The 16,921-nt window shown below is 43.3% G+C and carries 20 protein-coding genes, 1 riboswitch and 1 other annotated feature; of the genes, 6 read left to right on the forward strand and 14 right to left on the reverse strand.

What is annotated here, in order from left to right; genetic code table 11:
- Positions 1 to 202: 202 nt before the first annotated feature.
- The 3 genes from DP120_RS03080 to DP120_RS03090 are packed head-to-tail and all read right to left on the reverse strand — an operon-like array spanning position 203 to position 2,163.
- Positions 203 to 694 carry a methylated-DNA--[protein]-cysteine S-methyltransferase gene (locus tag DP120_RS03080; protein WP_112221708.1) on the reverse strand — a complete coding sequence of 164 codons (492 nt, stop codon included), beginning with the start codon at positions 692 to 694 and terminating at the stop codon, positions 203 to 205.
- The gene (locus tag DP120_RS03085) at positions 687 to 1,595 is read right to left on the reverse strand and encodes a DNA-3-methyladenine glycosylase family protein (protein WP_112221710.1); all 909 of its coding nucleotides are present in this window, start codon (positions 1,593 to 1,595) and stop codon (positions 687 to 689) included. The genes DP120_RS03080 and DP120_RS03085 overlap by 8 nt, the downstream gene beginning before the upstream one ends.
- Complete coding sequence (locus tag DP120_RS03090) at positions 1,546 to 2,163, reverse strand: bifunctional transcriptional activator/DNA repair enzyme AdaA (RefSeq protein ID WP_240611951.1); 618 nt, start codon at positions 2,161 to 2,163, stop codon at positions 1,546 to 1,548. The genes DP120_RS03085 and DP120_RS03090 overlap by 50 nt, the downstream gene beginning before the upstream one ends.
- A gap of 318 nt (positions 2,164 to 2,481) precedes the next feature.
- Between DP120_RS03090 and DP120_RS03095 the strand changes: the two genes are divergently transcribed.
- From DP120_RS03095 to DP120_RS03120, 6 genes are all read left to right on the forward strand, one after another.
- Positions 2,482 to 2,967 carry a TVP38/TMEM64 family protein gene (locus tag DP120_RS03095; protein WP_338066464.1) on the forward strand — a complete coding sequence of 162 codons (486 nt, stop codon included), beginning with the start codon at positions 2,482 to 2,484 and terminating at the stop codon, positions 2,965 to 2,967.
- 33 nt (positions 2,968 to 3,000) lie between these two features.
- Entirely contained in the window at positions 3,001 to 4,032 is a 1,032-nt protein-coding gene (locus DP120_RS03100) for a C39 family peptidase (RefSeq protein ID WP_112221712.1), read from the forward strand.
- A 133-nt stretch (positions 4,033 to 4,165) separates the two neighbouring features.
- Positions 4,166 to 4,279, forward strand: a riboswitch (SAM riboswitch).
- A 138-nt stretch (positions 4,280 to 4,417) separates the two neighbouring features.
- Positions 4,418 to 5,449: a methionine ABC transporter ATP-binding protein gene (locus DP120_RS03105; protein WP_112221714.1), complete on the forward strand. Its 1,032-nt coding sequence runs from the start codon at positions 4,418 to 4,420 to the stop codon at positions 5,447 to 5,449.
- Positions 5,439 to 6,089 carry a methionine ABC transporter permease gene (locus tag DP120_RS03110; protein ID WP_112221716.1) on the forward strand — a complete coding sequence of 217 codons (651 nt, stop codon included), beginning with the start codon at positions 5,439 to 5,441 and terminating at the stop codon, positions 6,087 to 6,089. The genes DP120_RS03105 and DP120_RS03110 overlap by 11 nt, the downstream gene beginning before the upstream one ends.
- A gap of 35 nt (positions 6,090 to 6,124) precedes the next feature.
- Positions 6,125 to 6,964 (forward strand): MetQ/NlpA family ABC transporter substrate-binding protein, encoded by an 840-nt coding sequence (locus DP120_RS03115; RefSeq protein ID WP_112221718.1) that lies wholly within the window; start codon positions 6,125 to 6,127, stop codon positions 6,962 to 6,964.
- A gap of 19 nt (positions 6,965 to 6,983) precedes the next feature.
- Positions 6,984 to 8,183, forward strand: a complete 1,200-nt coding sequence (locus DP120_RS03120) for a M20 family metallopeptidase (RefSeq protein WP_112221719.1) — start codon at positions 6,984 to 6,986, stop codon at positions 8,181 to 8,183.
- Between the two features lie 177 nt (positions 8,184 to 8,360).
- Here the strand turns inward: DP120_RS03120 and DP120_RS03125 are convergent, their stop codons facing one another.
- The 11 genes from DP120_RS03125 to DP120_RS03175 form a co-directional block, all read right to left on the reverse strand.
- On the reverse strand, positions 8,361 to 8,825 hold the full coding sequence (locus tag DP120_RS03125; RefSeq protein ID WP_112221721.1) for a DUF4362 domain-containing protein: 465 nt from the start codon (positions 8,823 to 8,825) through the stop codon (positions 8,361 to 8,363).
- 175 nt (positions 8,826 to 9,000) lie between these two features.
- A complete protein-coding gene (locus tag DP120_RS03130) occupies positions 9,001 to 9,195 on the reverse strand; it encodes a hypothetical protein (protein WP_112221723.1) in 195 nt (64 codons plus the stop codon).
- 119 nt (positions 9,196 to 9,314) lie between these two features.
- Positions 9,315 to 9,545: a hypothetical protein gene (locus DP120_RS03135; RefSeq protein WP_112221724.1), complete on the reverse strand. Its 231-nt coding sequence runs from the start codon at positions 9,543 to 9,545 to the stop codon at positions 9,315 to 9,317.
- Between the two features lie 46 nt (positions 9,546 to 9,591).
- Positions 9,592 to 10,038 carry an NUDIX hydrolase gene (locus DP120_RS03140; protein WP_240611953.1) on the reverse strand — a complete coding sequence of 149 codons (447 nt, stop codon included), beginning with the start codon at positions 10,036 to 10,038 and terminating at the stop codon, positions 9,592 to 9,594.
- Positions 10,039 to 10,318: 280 nt separating this feature from the next.
- The gene (locus DP120_RS03145) at positions 10,319 to 11,059 is read right to left on the reverse strand and encodes a hypothetical protein (RefSeq protein WP_112221726.1); all 741 of its coding nucleotides are present in this window, start codon (positions 11,057 to 11,059) and stop codon (positions 10,319 to 10,321) included.
- A gap of 404 nt (positions 11,060 to 11,463) precedes the next feature.
- Positions 11,464 to 11,784, reverse strand: coding sequence for a hypothetical protein (locus tag DP120_RS03150; protein WP_165843706.1), 321 nt, complete (start codon positions 11,782 to 11,784; stop codon positions 11,464 to 11,466).
- 58 nt (positions 11,785 to 11,842) lie between these two features.
- The gene (locus DP120_RS03155) at positions 11,843 to 12,523 is read right to left on the reverse strand and encodes a DUF5694 domain-containing protein (RefSeq protein ID WP_112221728.1); all 681 of its coding nucleotides are present in this window, start codon (positions 12,521 to 12,523) and stop codon (positions 11,843 to 11,845) included.
- A gap of 58 nt (positions 12,524 to 12,581) precedes the next feature.
- Positions 12,582 to 13,595, reverse strand: a complete 1,014-nt coding sequence (locus DP120_RS03160; protein ID WP_112221730.1) for a serine hydrolase domain-containing protein — start codon at positions 13,593 to 13,595, stop codon at positions 12,582 to 12,584.
- Positions 13,596 to 13,662: 67 nt separating this feature from the next.
- Positions 13,663 to 15,093, reverse strand: coding sequence for a proline--tRNA ligase (gene proS / locus DP120_RS03165; protein WP_112221732.1), 1,431 nt, complete (start codon positions 15,091 to 15,093; stop codon positions 13,663 to 13,665).
- Complete coding sequence (locus tag DP120_RS03170; protein WP_112221734.1) at positions 15,086 to 15,679, reverse strand: GNAT family N-acetyltransferase; 594 nt, start codon at positions 15,677 to 15,679, stop codon at positions 15,086 to 15,088. Before DP120_RS03170 ends, proS begins: the two co-directional genes overlap by 8 nt.
- A 62-nt stretch (positions 15,680 to 15,741) precedes the next feature.
- Positions 15,742 to 15,941: a binding site (T-box leader), on the reverse strand.
- A 74-nt stretch (positions 15,942 to 16,015) separates the two neighbouring features.
- Positions 16,016 to 16,867, reverse strand: coding sequence for an MBL fold metallo-hydrolase (locus DP120_RS03175; RefSeq protein WP_112221736.1), 852 nt, complete (start codon positions 16,865 to 16,867; stop codon positions 16,016 to 16,018).
- Positions 16,868 to 16,921 lie beyond the last annotated feature (54 nt).

Here is a 16,921-nt window from a genome sequence, read left to right on the forward strand (position 1 = left end):
TTCCGCCACACCTTTCTCATCCTATTAAATTTACTTTACCATTCTTTTCTGAATATCTGCGCACCTTACTGAAAATTTAAAAAGAGGTGCTTAAGCTGTTGATAACTTTAATTAAATTACGGAAATAAAAGTTTTCCACAGCAAAAAAGAAGGAACTTTATGCAAGTCCCTTCCTGTTGATAAGCTATCTATTTCCCATCACTTACATAACGCTTTTATTTTTAATCGCCTGCTCATGCTTCAACAGCCATTCTTTTCTCGTCAATGTTCCCGCATAGCCCGTCAGTTTTCCATTCGTCCCGATGACACGGTGGCATGGCACAATGATGGTCAGCTTATTTTTGCTGTTGGCGTTGCCCACTGCCCGCACCGCTTTTTCACTTCCGACTTTCACGGCAATGTCCCGGTAGGAAGCGGTTTCTGCGTAGCCGACAGTCGTTAAAGCTGACCAGACTTTGCCCTGGAATTCCGTTCCTTCGGAAATATAGGGAACGGTAAAATCCATGCGCTCACCCTTGAAGTATTCGTCCAACTCCTGCAGGCAATCGTTTAATACCTTAGGCATGTCCGGCTGCGGCTGATAAAGTATCTCGTCTCGTTCCGTGAATAAAACCGACAGGATCCCTTCTTCTGTACCAACTACTTCCATAATGCCAATCGGTGATTGATAATCCACTTGATATAATTTACTCATACAAACTCCTCCAAAGATAGAAAGTGGCGTATGCCTCCCACCCTTTCCAGTTTTCTGCATAGCTTTCGATTTCCGCTATCGATGGTTTCTTCTCCATCTCCAACTGATATTTCAATGCGTTATGCAAACCGACGTCGGCAATCGGAAAAGCCGAGGTGAAGCCGAGACATTTCATCATGACATAATTAGCGGACCAGGGGCCGATTCCTCTGATCGCGACCAGTTCTTTTTCCACAGTCTGCGCATCTTTTCCATTTATGAAATTTTCCTTCACCAGATTTCCTTTCGCCATTTCAGTTGCGATGCCGATGATGTATTCCGCTTTCCGCGCCGAATACTGCATTGGCGTCAAATCACTCACCGCAAGCGCCGCAATTTCGTCACAGGAAGGGAACGTCCAGTAAATTTCGTTTTCATAAACGATTGATTTCCCGTAAGCTTCGACAAAACGTTTTTTCAAGGTATAGGCAAATGTCAGATTAATCTGCTGGCCCGTGATTGCCCAAGCCATTGCTTCAAATAAATCGGGAAAACCCAAAACTCTTAAACCAAAATGACGCTTAACGATCGGCTGTAAAACCGGATCTCCCGCTGCCATCTCGTAAAAAGGGGCTAAATCCGTCTTCAAATCAAACCATTCCCATACGTAATCAGCGGCTGTCCGCTGCCCTGCTTCAGAAGGTTTGCCGTTTAAAAATTCGACTCGCAAATGCTGCTCCGCATGCGTAACGCCAATTAATATCAGTTCTCCCTGGTGGTCGAGCAGCTTTATGATTCGATCATTTTGTATTCGGTGAAGATTTTCCTGGAGCGACCGGTTGAGGAATACTAGACTTTCCTCAAAACTAAACTCAACGGGCGTAGGAACTCTCACGTAACTGCTGTTTGTGTTCGGAATCATTTTCCAGCTCCTTCGTCATTTTTCGGTAGTCGCTTGGCGAAAGGTTTTTGGAACGCCGGAACGCTTTATAAAAATGTGATGTGCTTTGAAAGCCTGCCTCGTAGCAAATTTCCAGGTTCGTGCTTTCGGTATGCTTCAGCAAATGTGACGCTTTGTCTACGCGGATTTTCTCCAGGAACGATCGGGGTGTTTCTCCCGTTTCCTTCTTGAACACGCGATCCAGATAGGAAGGGCTCAAACCCGCATGTGCAGCTATTTCCTCCAGATTTAGTTTGCGTCTGTGATTGGCCAAGAGTAAGGCAATCACTCCTTGCACAACTTCTACGTTAGGAGAGTGTTCCGTTTCCGGCTGACACCTTTTGCACGCCCGGTATCCCCGGCTCACCGCTTCCTGAATCGTTGTGTAAAATTCCACATTCACCTTCTTCGGTTTTCTGGAACGGCACGACGGCCTGCAGTAAATCTTCGTTGTTTTCACCGCTGTGTAAAATGCTCCGTCGTATTTCCGGTCGCACGCCATGATTTTCTCCCACATTTCTTCAAACGTGAAAGCTGTTTCCGCAGCCATCCCAATCACTCCCTTCTTGTCAATTTCCCGCTCTTAATCTTATCTCCATTGTAACCAATTACCGGCAATACTTCTGCTTTCATTCTATCAATCATCGCCAGAAATTTTCGTCCTCGATTTTGCGCTTATGGTCGCTTTGGTGGAATGGTTCGATTGTATGAAAAAAGCGTAAAAAGTATTTCTCAAATATAAAGCCGTGCCGTTTATTCCAATGTATAATTAGGTCAATCAACCGTTCCGATCTTTTCACCAAAGGAGGCGAATCCTATTCTTACTCAATTTCCCATCATTGAATTTCTGCTCTTGCTGCTTTTGAATTTGGGAGTTGGTGCGATAGGCTTTTTTCCCAGCTTCCTGGTGACTGGCCTTAATGTCAGTTCTTTCGGCATCACGCTCGGTACAGTGCTTTCGCTGTCCGGCGAAATTTTCGGGGCGATTGCCGGATTTTACCTTTACCGTTTTGGATTCAAAAAGATGGATCCGGGATGGCTGAAGCATCGGTTCTGGACACGGATTCAGACGTCTTCAACCAGCCAGGTGTTTTGGACGATCATTTTGCTTCGCCTGATTCCTTTCGTTCCGTCTGGATTGGTGACTGCAGGCGCTTCTTTGACATCGATTTCCGGTCCCTTATTCATTGTTGCCAGCACGATTGGTAAAATTCCTGCCGTCTTTATTGAAGTGGCAGTCGTGTATGGTTTGATCCATACCATTCCCGTCAGTTACCAGTACAGCTTAGCCATCATGACTCTTGTCATAGTGCTGGTGATCTGGACTAAAAGCAAAAGAAAGATCCAGATGTAAAATTTCAATTTACCTAATAATGGAGCTGTTACCTTGAAGACATCCCATAAACTTATAAGATTCGGATTGCTTTTTGCGCTTTCCTTTTTCATTATCGGCTTCAGTCCCTCATCACTGGGAACTTCGCTCAAAAAAATCATGGCGGATGGCTTTGTGCTGGAATCATCCGAACAAAGCATTTCTCCAAAGGCTTTTCTTCTGACGAATTCCAGAAACGGACAGCCCCTTGAAAATTATTTGATGTATATCGTCGATACCAGCACAAGTACTTTGGTCGATGTTTTAAAATCAGATGAAGCCGGTGAAATGAAAGCAGAAGCCTTGGTGGATGGAAAAGAATATCGGCTCAGAATCGTCCTTGCAGATACAGATTCCAGTGCCGTGAAACTGGCCGAAGAAAGCTTCTATACTCATCAACCGGATGCGTTGCCGACCTCAATTGATACCTATGTTGAACGCGAAGCGATTCATATAGATGTACCGGTTCTGATGCAGGATCCGGAACTTCCTAACGGCTGTGAAATTACGACATTAACTTCTGTCCTGAACCATTACCGCCTCAAAGTTTCCAAAACGACCATGGCAGACGATTACTTGCCGAAGTCTCCCTTTACTTCCAAAAACGGCAAACGATTTGGACCAGATCCGCATCAGGCATATGCCGGAAACCCAAGAAAGGCAAACGGCGGCTGGTATGTTTTTGCCGAACCTATCGTGGAAGCGTCCAAAGGGATCGTCGCTTCCAAGAGCAGCCGATTGATCACAGAAAATGTCAGCGGCAGTACCAGAGAAGAAATTCTATCCTACACCGATCGAAATATCCCGGTCATTGTCTGGGTCACTCTGGACTTGTCTCCTCCAGTCACTTCCGGCGGCTGGTACATCGAAGGGACAAACGACTTCCACCCTTCTTTCAGCAATCTTCATAGCGTGGTGCTGGACGGCTGGGAAGACGGCAAAGTCTACGTGATGGACCCTCTTAAAGGGCGTGTAAGCTATCCTGAAAAAACGTTTTTCGATAGTTATGAAGCAATGGGAAGCCAGGCTGTCATTGTCAGAAGATAGCTTGATTTCGTTGGGCTTCCAAAGAATTATCCGGCAATCATTAATAAAGAATTGAAAAAATTAAATTAAAAGTGTTGACTTTTAATTCAAACGAATCTAAAGTAGTCATTACAAATCAAATACGTACATCACTTTCTTATCCAGAGAAACCGAGGGACAGGCCCTATGACGTTTCGGCAGCGGATTCGCTTCATGCGAAAACTGTGCTAACTCCTGCAAATGCGATTTTGCATTTGGAAGATGAGAACGAGATGGTTTCATTCCGAAGCCCTCTTTTTTTCTTATGGATTAAGAAAAAAAGAGGGCTTTTTTCGTTCATTTTTGGAAAGTTAGATCTGTACGCACAAGATTTGCAAAATTATTTACAGCTGGAGGAGGCGTACAAATGATTCAATTCGAGGGAGTTACAAAAACCTATCAGTCAGGGAAACAGGAAATCCATGCATTGAATGGCATCGATCTCACTGTCGAAACTGGAGAGATCTTCGGAGTGATCGGCTTTAGCGGGGCCGGCAAAAGCTCCCTCATCCGCACAGTCAATCTGCTGGAACGCCCAAGCAGCGGGCATGTACTGATAAACGGTAAAGACATTTCCACTTTATCGGCAAAGGAAATCCGGAAAACACGGAAAGACATCGGCATGATATTCCAGCATTTCAACTTGCTGAATTCGAAAACGGTTTTCCACAATGTCGCGATGCCGCTTATTCTGGCAAACACGCCGAAAAACAAAATCAAGGAGCAGGTAAAAGAGCTGCTCGACTTTGTCGGCCTTTCCGACCAGGCAACCAAATATCCCGACCAGCTGTCGGGCGGCCAGAAACAGCGCATCGGCATTGCACGCGCTTTGGCCACAAATCCATCGGTCCTGCTTTGTGACGAAGCCACTTCCGCGCTTGACCCGCAGACAACCCAATCGATTCTGGAATTGCTGCGCCGCATCAACCGGGAATACAACATCACCATTCTGCTGATCACCCACGAGATGGGTGTTATCCGCGAAATCTGCGACAAAGTGGCCGTGCTCGAAGCTGGAAAAGTCATTGAGCAAGGAACGGTGTTCGAAGTGTTTACGAATCCGCAGCAGCCGACCACGCAGCGGTTTGTCCGCTCCGTCATGAATGATGAACTGCCGGAATCGCTGCTGAAACAGTTACAAAATCCAAGCCGTAAAAATTCCATTTACCGGATTCAATTTACAGGCACATCGGTCGGCCAGCCGCTGATGTCCCGTATCTCACGAAAATATCAATTGGATCTGAACGTCCTGTTCGGCAACATCACCGAATTGCAGGGCGCGCCGTACGGCAATCTCATCGTTGAATTCACCGGGCCTGCCGAAGAGATAAAAAAAGCGCTGGCAGATATCCAGGAAGGCAATGTCAATGTCGAGGAGGTCCTGAACTATGCTAGTTGATAACGAACAGATTTTGGAAGCCTTATGGGAAACAATCTACATGACAGGGGTTGCCTTTCTGTTCTCCCTAATAATCGGTTTTGTACTGGGACTCTTATTGGTCGTTACACGAAAAGGCCATCTACTGGAAAATGAACCTGTTTCAAAAGTTCTTAATGTCATCATCAATATTTTCCGGTCCGTCCCTTTCATCATCCTGATGGTCGCCATCATTCCGTTGACCCGCATTATTGTTGGCACATCCATCGGAACGGCAGCGGCGATCGTTCCACTCGTTTTTTACGCCGGGCCTTATATCGCACGGCTGATTGAAAACTCGCTCCTTGAAGTCGATAAAGGAGTTATCGAAGCCGCTCAGGCAATGGGCGCATCGCCATTCCAGATTGTTTTCCGCTTCCTGATACCAGAAGCCTTAAGTTCGCTTGTTCTGGCTTTGACAATCGCAATCGTCGGCTTGATCGGCGCATCCGCCATGGCCGGAGCTATTGGCGGAGGCGGCCTCGGCGACTTGGCCATCACCTACGGCTACCAACGTTTTGACACACTCGTCATGTTCGTTACCGTAGCTATCCTGGTCGTCCTTGTACAAGGCGTCCAATCCGGCGGCAATCTTTTATCACGGCGCGTTCGCCGTCGTTAATAATTCATATTAATAAAACATTGGAGGAATCATACATGAAAAAAATTACAACGCTATTCTTACTGGCCGTTTTGGCTTTAACACTCGCAGCATGCGGCAACGAAACTGAAGGTGCTGGAGACGGCAACCGGAAAGTCACACTTGGCATCAGCGGCTCGGATACGACAATCTGGGACTACATCGCCGATAAAGCGGAAAAAGAAGGCATCGACCTTGAAATCGTTACGTTCTCTGATTACGTGGCACCGAACATCGCCTTGGCAGAAGGTGAACTCGATTTGAACGCATTCCAGACGATTTCTTATTTTGACGAATTTGTCGAAGAGCATAATATCGATATTGTCCCAATCGGCTCTACAGTAATTGCTCCAATGGGCCTCTACTCTGAAAAGTACGATTCCATCGATGAACTTCCGGAAGGTTCGCAGATTGCCGTGCCAAACGAAGCCACCAATATGGGCCGTGCACTCTTGCTGCTTCAGGAAGCCGGATTGATCAAACTATCGGACGATGCCGGTTTGACCGGAACAGCCGACCATATTATTGAAAATCCGAAAAATCTTGAAATCGTTCCTATGGTGGCAGCACAGACACCGCGTGCAATGGCAGACGTTGCGGCATCAATCGTCAACAACGGGATTGCAGTTGACGCTGGCTTGAATCCGACTGATGATCCAATTGCCCGTGAAAGCGATACGGCTACGCCTTATATCAACTTGATTGCTGCAAGCGAAGAAAATGCGGAAGACGAAGATTTTCTGAAAATCGTTGAACTTTACCAGCAGGAAGACACAGCTGACTTTATCGTCGAGCATACGAAAGGCGCACAAATTCCAACTTTCGTAACTGTAGAAGAATTGGTCGATTACAAATAAAATTTGAGGAGGAATTCAGATGACAGCTATTAAAGAGGCAAATCAAACCATTTCCCAGTCCATCGATTCAAGACGCGAGAAGTATATCGCAACCAGCCAGGCAATTCACGCCAAGCCTGAAATCGGAAACCAGGAAGCTTTTGCCAGCGCCACTCTCATTACATTGCTGAAAGAAGCGGGCTTTTCGGTAGAAGCAAGCGTTGCCGGTCATGACACTGCTTTTTATGCCAGCAAGGAAAGTTCATTACCTGGTCCGACAATTGCCTATCTTGCTGAATATGATGCTCTTCCCGGCATCGGACACGCCTGCGGCCACAATATTATCGGCACGACAAGTGTCGCGGCTGCGATTGCGCTGTCTGAAACTTTTTCCACTACCGGCGGACGCGTTGTCGTGCTGGGAACTCCAGCAGAAGAAGGCGGTCCGAACGGCAGCGCAAAAGGTAGTTTTGTAAAGCACGGTTTGCTTGAAGGGATTGATGCTGCATTGATGATCCATCCATCGGGCAGGTCTTCGACAACCACGCCTTCACTTGCTGTTGATCCGCTTGAATTCCATTTCTACGGAAAGCCTGCTCATGCGGCAGGGTCGCCGGAAGAAGGCATCAATGCACTCGATGCAGTGCTCCAGCTATTCAACAGCATCAACGCGCTTCGCCAGCAATTGCCATCTGATGCCCGCGTACACGGCATTATCACCCACGGCGGCGATGCGCCTAACATCATTCCGGAATATGCCGCAGCCCGCTTCTACATCCGCGGAGATTCCTGGAAAAAAGCTTCGGAAACAGCGACGAAAATACGTGCTATAGCTGAAGGCGCTGCACTGGCTACAGGCACTACCGTCAAAATTGTCCGTTTCCAGAACGAAGTGAAAGATCTTGTCATAACTTCCACTTTGGATGCAGTAGTCCGCGAAGAATTGGAAGCTGTCGGCGAAACAGTAGCGACATCCCGCAACACCGGAATCGGTTCGACAGACGCCGGCAATATCAGCCACGTCATTCCGACCGCTCACCCTTATATCAAAATCGGTCCGGATGATTTAATCGGCCACACGGTTGAGTTTCGTGAAGCAGCCAAATCTCCGCAAGGCGATGAAGCTTTGATCCGCGGAGCAAAAGCATTGGCGAATACTGGCTACCGCCTTTTGACCGAAGCCGCGCTGCTCGAGGAAGTAAAACAGTCGCACGCCCAGTCATTAGCTGCTAAAAGCTGAGTAAAATGGTGCAAATAACGGCTTATAAATTTAAGATTTAAAATACCCCGAATGAGGGACACATTTAATCGTGTCACTTGTTCGGGGTATTTTTTTTATATCAGTGAAAAAACTATTAGCTACAGAACCATAAAGTAAATACAACAAAGAAAGGTATTACCTCTCCGCCTCGGACAGCTATTTCCAGACGATCAGTAAATCAATCTCTTCTGTATTTTCACAGCCTTCAAGCAGATAATCGGTTCTTTCAGTTGTTTCTGTCGTCGTTATGTCAGAACAAACCGCCTCGCTTATACCACCTGAACCATATCTATCCCTTGAACTGTTCAAGACGGATTTGAATTCAGTACCATCAAATTGAAGATCCCGGGAAATCGGATCCCCTTCGGTCGTGAACTGGACAATCTGGATATGATCCGGTTCTTTTTCATTGGCATGTTCTAAAAATGTCTGGAACCGGCTCATATTCTTTATTTCACCGGAAGTTGTACTCTCAATCACATCCTCTGTCGGCAACGCGGAAAAGCCATTTTCGCTCGGCTCCTGCTTAGTGGTTTGCGAAGAATCCTCATTTACCTGTATATCTTGGCATCCAGAAAGGATCAAACCACCAACTAAGACCATTGCTGCCAACCGTTTCATTTCATCAACCCCTTTATGACAATGAGACCGATTTATCGGATGAAAAGTTACAGTGAAGCTTTTTCTATGGACACTGATCAGTCACGAAAAAGAACAAAAAAAACACGCTTGCAAAGTGGATGCAGCGGGCGTGGGAATGTATATATTCAAAATCGCTTGGATTTTTTATGTTAAATTAAACAGCAGCGTTAATCAATACATTCTCTAAATCCGTGATTTCTTGGATGGATAGGTTAATATCAGCCTTTAATGAACCCGTGGAATCATGAACAGTAGTGAGAAATAACTTACTTTTCTTAAGCGAAGCTATTTTAAGGGAAAGCAATTCACGTATCTCCATGACTTCAAAAAGAGTCAGTATATATGTCATAAAATGTCCCCTTTGGTATTTAAAATTATTCGTACTTGTTAGTATACCCTTTTTACACAACTATAACCTTTTTTTGTAAAATAAATAAAAATATGATATCTACCTACGGTTCTTAGTAATTAATGCATTTCTATATACCATAGCGCCCCTATAAATATACCTCCGTGCAAAAACGGTGAAGGTGCTTGGCCAAAAGATACCTCTTTAGGCAGATTCTCTGCATTTACCCAAGCAGCTTCAAAATCCGGTTTGTAATTCCTGGTCTGTATGTATCCTGCGGTAAGTGCAGCTACGGTATAAACTCCGTAAAGAGCTGTTACTCCCATCAATGATTGCAGCACAACTTTCATCTTCTTCCCTCCCACTTGAGATTTCCATTTGTATAAGTAAACACATTCACAAAAAATATTTACTGATTATATACTCCGATTTTCCAACCAAATTAGAAGGAAGATTTTCTAGAGAAAAAAATTCTATATTTATGCTTTCTCCATCATTGATGCATAACTCACCGCTTGCAGTAGAAGTGGTGAAAACTGCAGTCACACCATATATCTCATCGCCATTTGGGTATTGATGACATTCTTTTTCTCCGGAAAGAACTTCTAATAATTTCAAGTCTTTAGCTTTTAATCCCGTCTCTTCATATAGCTCACGCAGGGCCGTTTCTTCCAAACTTTCACCATACTCCATCACGCCGCCAGGAAAGCCCCATTTTTTTATATCAACACGCTGCTGAAGTAGAATCTCTCCCTTTTCGTTAAAGACAGCAACCATTGCCCCAACTACCATAAGAGCTTGAGTGCCGATCAGTTTCCGCATTTTCTGTATGTAATTAGCCAAATTTTTGCCACCGCCATTTTCTTTGATTTAAATCTAATCGACACGCCAATGTGATGATAAATAGTCAATTAACTGTCTGCTATGAAATACTTGCAGATTGATTTGATTAAGTTACTTTAGCAAACAGAGGATTTAAGATTTAAAATTAATTCCCGCTCTACCATTATACTCCTGAATTTATAAATACCTTTCAGCATAATTACCAGGTCAAAAAAAGGAAGAAACATTTGCAAGTTTCTTCCTTTTTAGTTATATATTTTTGGAAGTTCTGTTCTTACCTCTATAAACTATTTACCAACATATAAAGAAAAGCAATTACAACTGCCCCGCCTAGAAATGCCAGATAGGTTTTCAAGTTGCCTTCCTTCAATTCATCTTTGAAGACATTCAAGAGAATCCCCCCTGCCAAAACAGAGACAGCGATGCCGACAATCACTTCGTGAACTTTAAAAATGACACCAATCAACCAGCCGGTAAATATAGCAGCTACTAAAAACCATCTTCCATATTTGTCATAATCTTTTTTATGGATTTCTTTCAATGTATGGTCGGTAGCTGCAAAATGGGCTGCCAATGCCAAAAAGTAAAGAGCCATGCTCCACTGGCTGGAGAAGTCCTCCCTAATTAACAAGTAGCCAATAATCAGGTTGTATAAAAAGAAAGAAGAAATGTGGACAAGAAACACAGAGGTCGAACGTGATCCTGTGTTTTCTGATTTTCCCTTTGATTTTGCCCAGGAATCCAGACCGAAGTAAGCAAGCAATCCCAGTAATGCCAGTAAATACGTGTAATCACCGAAGAAACTTAACCAGCTGTCACCTACTGCCTTCTTTATCACTTCAAGATACTTATGCAGTTCAGGCATCAGGTACAGGAAGACATAAGCAATGGTCGCTCCACCAAAAGCAGACAGCCAAGGACTTCTAGGATTTTCTGTAGAGAGTTTCAAATATTTTGCGCTGAAATGCACAACAATAAATCCAATTATGAATAACAAACTCAACCAGTTAACGCCCGCCATACGAGCACTCCCCTTCTTGTTGGATATTGTTTTTTCATAAAAAATCATTTACCGAAAGCGACAGCATCAGAACAATCAATAATAAGGATTTAATGTCCCACTTACAATGAGCTATGTCTCCAGCTATAAGTGCCCACTTTCTTTTCTTTCCAAACTTAACCGTTCTTTTTCCCTACCATTTCCTTCATACGGAAACTTAAACGCCAGCAACTATAAACCGATCAAATAAATTAAGTCCTCTTCTTTTACAGTATAATTTCCGAGGTAAAGAAGGTTAAAAGAATCAATTATTTTTTCTACATCTTCTTACAATTACAATTCTTCATAAAATAATAAAGAAGAAACATAAAGTTTCTTCCTTGGTGTTTAAAGATATATGAATAGCCGCCATTAAAATATGAAAGTCAGTAAACTCTATTCACCTTGGAAAATTTGATTAACCCAATCAACAGACAAATCATACTTACCGCCCAGATGCTTCCTGAGACACCAACTCGAAGCGATATTTCTTCGGAAGCCATGGGGTGATCCACATTAAAAGTAATGGCTCTAAACAAGAAATACAGAGCGACAGACAAAAGAAGAAAATGAGCAAGGACAGAAGCGTAAGCTAAATTATTATTTTTGCTTCGAATCCATAAAAATAAGGTCACCAGAATCATTAAGCCAACGACCAAAGAAAAACCGCCGATCAGCAACCCGTGCATTTCTTGTTCCATTGGCATAAAAATCAGCTCCTCGTGAAAATCTCTTCTTTATCTTCAATTTTAGTATATTGTTAAATCAACTCTCAAAAGGGTTTATTACCTTCCATCCCTTTCCTTCAAATAATTTGGTAAGCATCCATAAATGATCGCCACCAACCAGCAAAAGAACTCGTTCTTCTGGTTTTTCAACGATGTCAAAAACGTTTTTCACAATCATTAATTCTCTTTCAACCCACTTACTTAAAAAAGTATGGCCGATATTCTGCCCATTATGTACTACTGAAAGAAATGATAGATACATTTTTTCCAACTCAGCATTTTTTTCTTTATTATTCAGTTTCCGATAAGCTTCTATTAATGAAACGCCGGAACTAATAGAAGGGGTGCTGTAATTTTCGATTACCCGTAAAACAGCAGGATGATCCGTTTGAATCGATTGATTAAGTAAAATCATCTCTTCCTGAGTTAAGTGACCACTCCAGTTGATTGCAAAAATTTCCTTATGATTTAATTGGCTGGCTAACCTGAATCCTATCTGTTCAATTTCATTCATTGAATATTCTTCAGGGTTCTTGGTGTAATCTACATTTAAATCCTTTTGTACACTTTTCTCCCATTCCACCGCAACCTTTGAGGGTTTTAATTCCGCCAGTAAATCAACCAGGTTCAATATTTCCATTTCCTTATTCGTCAACGTTTCCTCATGTTGAACAAAATGATATGTCCCTACTAATACTATTTCCGGTACTGATTCCATTTCGCTTATCTCCCTTTTTCTGTCCAAAAAACAATTCTTACTTTCTTAAGCGTATTTATTATATACAACCAACCAGAACATCCCCAAACGCCCTTACGTCTTCCAGATAATCATACCCCGCCGGAGAGCCAAAACTGTTGAAAGCTCTGACAGCCACCAGATTATATTTCGGAATCACAAGAAGCGTGACCCCTGTATAACCCAGTATTTGAAAGGAACCTTCCGGAACTGAATCCCCTATTTCGGTCTGTTTGGCAGGCATGTCTTTCACAAACCATAAAAATCCGTTCTGTGGTAAATCCGCCTCCAACATTTTCGGACTTTGAACCGCAGTAGCCAGCTCGATGATGTCACTCGGGACAAGTTGTTCGCCGGCTGCGCGCCCCTTATTCAGGTGAAGCTCTCCCCATTTGGCCAGTTCCCTCACAGAAACGTACATATTCCGTTCATTGCCGGACACACTCGTGCCGTTGTACCAGCTTATATCGTCCGGATCTCTTATCACATCCACTAGATTTCCGTTCATTTCAGCATGCCAGCCTGTTTCAGTAAAATCTAATTTGCTGAAGACTTGTTCCGTCAGAATTTCTGCAATGCTCCTGCCAGTCGCATTTTCAATGACTTCAGTTAAAGTATCGATGCCGATTCCCCGGTATGCCCAACTTTCGCCAGACAGGAATTCCCTTTGAATTTCGCTGCCACTCTTTTTTAAGCCATGCGTATGAGTCAAAAGATGCCGAATCGTCACTCCCTTGAAGAGTTTAGCTTCGTCAGTCAGAACATATTCCGTCACCAAATCATCGATCGACCTGATAAATCCTTCATGGACAGCATATGCGGCGGCAAAACCGATATAGCATTTTCTTACTGAAGCAATGTGAAATTGCGTCGTTTCTTGCACTCTTTTCGCATCCACTTCCTTCGAATGCATGCCCCAGTATTCTTCCACTGCAACTTCCCCATTCTGCATAATCAAAAGCGCAGAACCTGAGCAGTCTACCGCCTCTGCTGTATTTTTGACGTGATTGATTACCGGGGCAAATAACAAGTCTTTCTTCTGATCAATATGCATAATTCACCCGTCTCTTATTTATTCAAAGTACACCGATTCTTTCAAATGAATTGGCCATTAATCTTCTCTAATAAGCTTTCGCCCAATACACCAATTCCTCAGCAGCTTTTCCGCAATAAACACAAGCATCCGAAACCGCTTCTTCCTCAAACGGGATACATCGTGCTGTGGCTTGTGTCTGCTCTTTTATCAAATCTTCACAGGTCTGGGCACCGCACCACATTGCCTTGATAAATCCGCCGCCATCCAGGAGCTGCTCTTTAAAATCTCCCATATTGAATGCTACGTTTGTATTATTCACCCGATGTTCCAACGCTTTTGCAAAAATAGACTGTTGAATCTCTTGCAACAAGCTTTGTATTCTTTTATCAATCTCATGATTTTGAACACAGATCTTTTCACCGGTATCTCTTCTGACCAGAACAACTTGCTGATTTTCAATATCTTTTGGTCCGATTTCCAGGCGAATCGGAATACCCTTCATTTCGGACTCATTGAATTTCCAGCCCGGCTTTTTATCACTTGCATCAATGTTAATTCTTACAGACGTTTTTAATGAGTTTCGAAGTGCATAGGCGGCATCAAGAACACCTTCCTTATGCTGGGCAATCGGCACAATCAGCACTTGAATCGGTGCTATCGCCGGAGGCAGCACCAAGCCTTTATCATCGCCGTGCACCATAATCATCGCCCCGATGATTCTTGTCGTGAACCCCCAAGAGGTTTGGTGGACCGGCTGCAGCTTCCCTGTCCGGTTCAGGAATTCAATACCGAACGTTTCCGCGAATCCGGTCCCCAGATTGTGAGAGGTTCCGGATTGAAGCGCTTTTCCATCGTGCATTAAACTTTCAATTGTGTATGTGTACTTGGCTCCTGCGAACTTCTCTTTTTCAGTTTTACGCCCTTTTACCACTGGAATCGCCAACACCCTTTCACAAATATCGGCATAAATTCCCAGCATTTGTGTTGTTTCAGCGTCTGCCTCTTCTTCTGTTTCATGGCATGTATGCCCTTCCTGCCACAAAAACTCTAAAGTCCGTAAAAATGGTCTTGTGGTTTTTTCCCAACGGACAACATTTGCCCATTGATTATATAGCTTTGGTAAGTCCCGATATGAATGAATTATATTTTTATAGTGTTCGGCGAATAATACTTCTGAAGTCGGCCGAATACATAATCGTTCGGCCAGTTTTTCGTCCCCTCCGTGTGTTACCCAAGCCACTTCAGGAGCAAATCCTTCGATATGGTCTTTTTCCTTTTGGAGCAGGCTTTCAGGAATCAGTAGGGGCATATAAACATTCTCGTGACCCGTTCGTTTGATTTCTTCATCAAGTGCGGCCTTGATATTCTCCCAAATCGCATAACCGTAGGGACGAATGATCATGGATCCCCTTACGCTTGAGTAATCGATCAGTTCCGCCTTTGTTACCACATCCGTATACCACTGGGCAAAATCTGCATCCATATTCGTAATCTTTTCAACCATTTGTTTAGACATGTTCATTCTCCTTCACAAATTGATGGGAAATCTGCTTCCATTCTTTTTCTTTTGTATATGATAGAAATTTCTCTTTGCTAAAAACATTTAAAACGCAAGGCTGCTTCTCCTTTTTCTCCAACGCCTTGTGCTCTTCCGGGAATTCCGATTCTACATGGAGGCGAATGAACGGCAACTTTTCCTGCGCTTTTTGAGAACGGATATTCACTGCTCTTGCCCCAGCAAAAACATAATCCAGATCCATTTCTTCAAATGCAATCTGCAGCATAGCCAGCTTGGAAGCTTCGTTAAAGCCTTGACCCCAGTATTCATAACCAATCCATGTACCGATGTGACAAGACTTCTTTTGACGATCAATAAACATTAAATCAGTAAGACCGACCAGCCTGTCATTTTCATCAAGAATAATCCGGGGAACAGTCCTGCCTATTTGTTCTTCAGAAAGCACCCTCTGGATGAAGTATTTAGTATCTTCCACGGTACCATCCGGTAAACCCAGCGCATCTTTCACTTGAGGAACAGAAGAAAGCCGATAAATTTCATGACAGTATTCTTCCCGATGGTTCACTAACTTGATTCTTTTCATCTTTTCCACTCCATTCCACTGCTCAAGTGTTTTCCTTAAAAATAAAAAAGCCCTGCTTCAAACAAAGGGACCCCTGGAGGTGGTACCACCCTTATTTAAAGCAAAGCTTTACTCTCTGAATCGATAACGGGATAACCCGCTGTATTTTTGAATACAGGTTATGAAAGGCAGGTTCGATAAACGGCCTTTGGATATCTCCCAGCTTTCGATATCTTCTCTGGAAAAGTCCTGTTTATTTACTGGTCCTTAAAATTTCCAATAATTCGGTATTTAGATTTTATCCAGATTAATCGAAATAACAGAATAAGTCAATAAGCTTTCTTTTCAACTATAAAATCAACTTTGAGACTTTATAATCCGGTCATTCACAAATGCTTTTATAAAAAATAATTCATTTTCATTCGGTTCTCTTTTGTTTTGTGCCTTGAAACTTTCCTCAGCCTTTTGAAGTGATGCAGATTTCACTGCCGCACTTGCTGCAATCAGCTCTTTCCAATAAAGGTCCATTTCCTCTAAATCGCAAATGGATTCATGGCCAAGAACGAACCATTCAGCATCGAATTTTTGAATGTCCCGAATCATCGGCATCAACAAGGATTGCTTGAAGTAAAATAAACCATTTGTCGTTGTGCCATATGCGCAATCACCCAAAAAGAGTACTTTTTCGTCAGGAATATAGACAATTGTTGAGTCGGTTGTATGTGTGCTTTCAACTGTTTCAATGACACATTTTTTATTCCCTAAATCGATAACTAATGATTTATCAAATATTAAGTCTGGAGTTCTCAACTTAAAATTGTCCCTATCAGGCATATCTTCTTGCAGAATCTCCATACATTGGGGACTCATCTGTTTATCCGACACACGCTTTTGAAGTGAAAGGTCATCGTACGAGAAATTCAGCCATCTCTGTAACAGATCGTTTGTTTGATGGTTGACGATAATCGTTGCATCAAACTCATTCATGCCCATAAAATGATCCCAATGCGCATGTGTGATGACTGCGTATTCGACCCGGGGCAGGTTCAGCTTTTCGATTTCCTGTAAGAATTCTTCAGCGTGCCGGGGGGAATTGCCTGCATCAATTATAAGACTGGAATGGTCGCCACTTACCAACCCTAATGCTGGCCGTCCCTTATCTTCCTGATCGGATAAATAATAAGTTTTATCACTGATTTTATTTAACATTTTCTCTCTCCTTTATATCTGATATCCATTCATTGAAAGAGAAAATCCACTTTC

Source organism: Planococcus halotolerans (genome assembly GCF_003289955.1).
GTDB classification, from domain to species: domain Bacteria; phylum Bacillota; class Bacilli; order Bacillales_A; family Planococcaceae; genus Planococcus; species Planococcus halotolerans.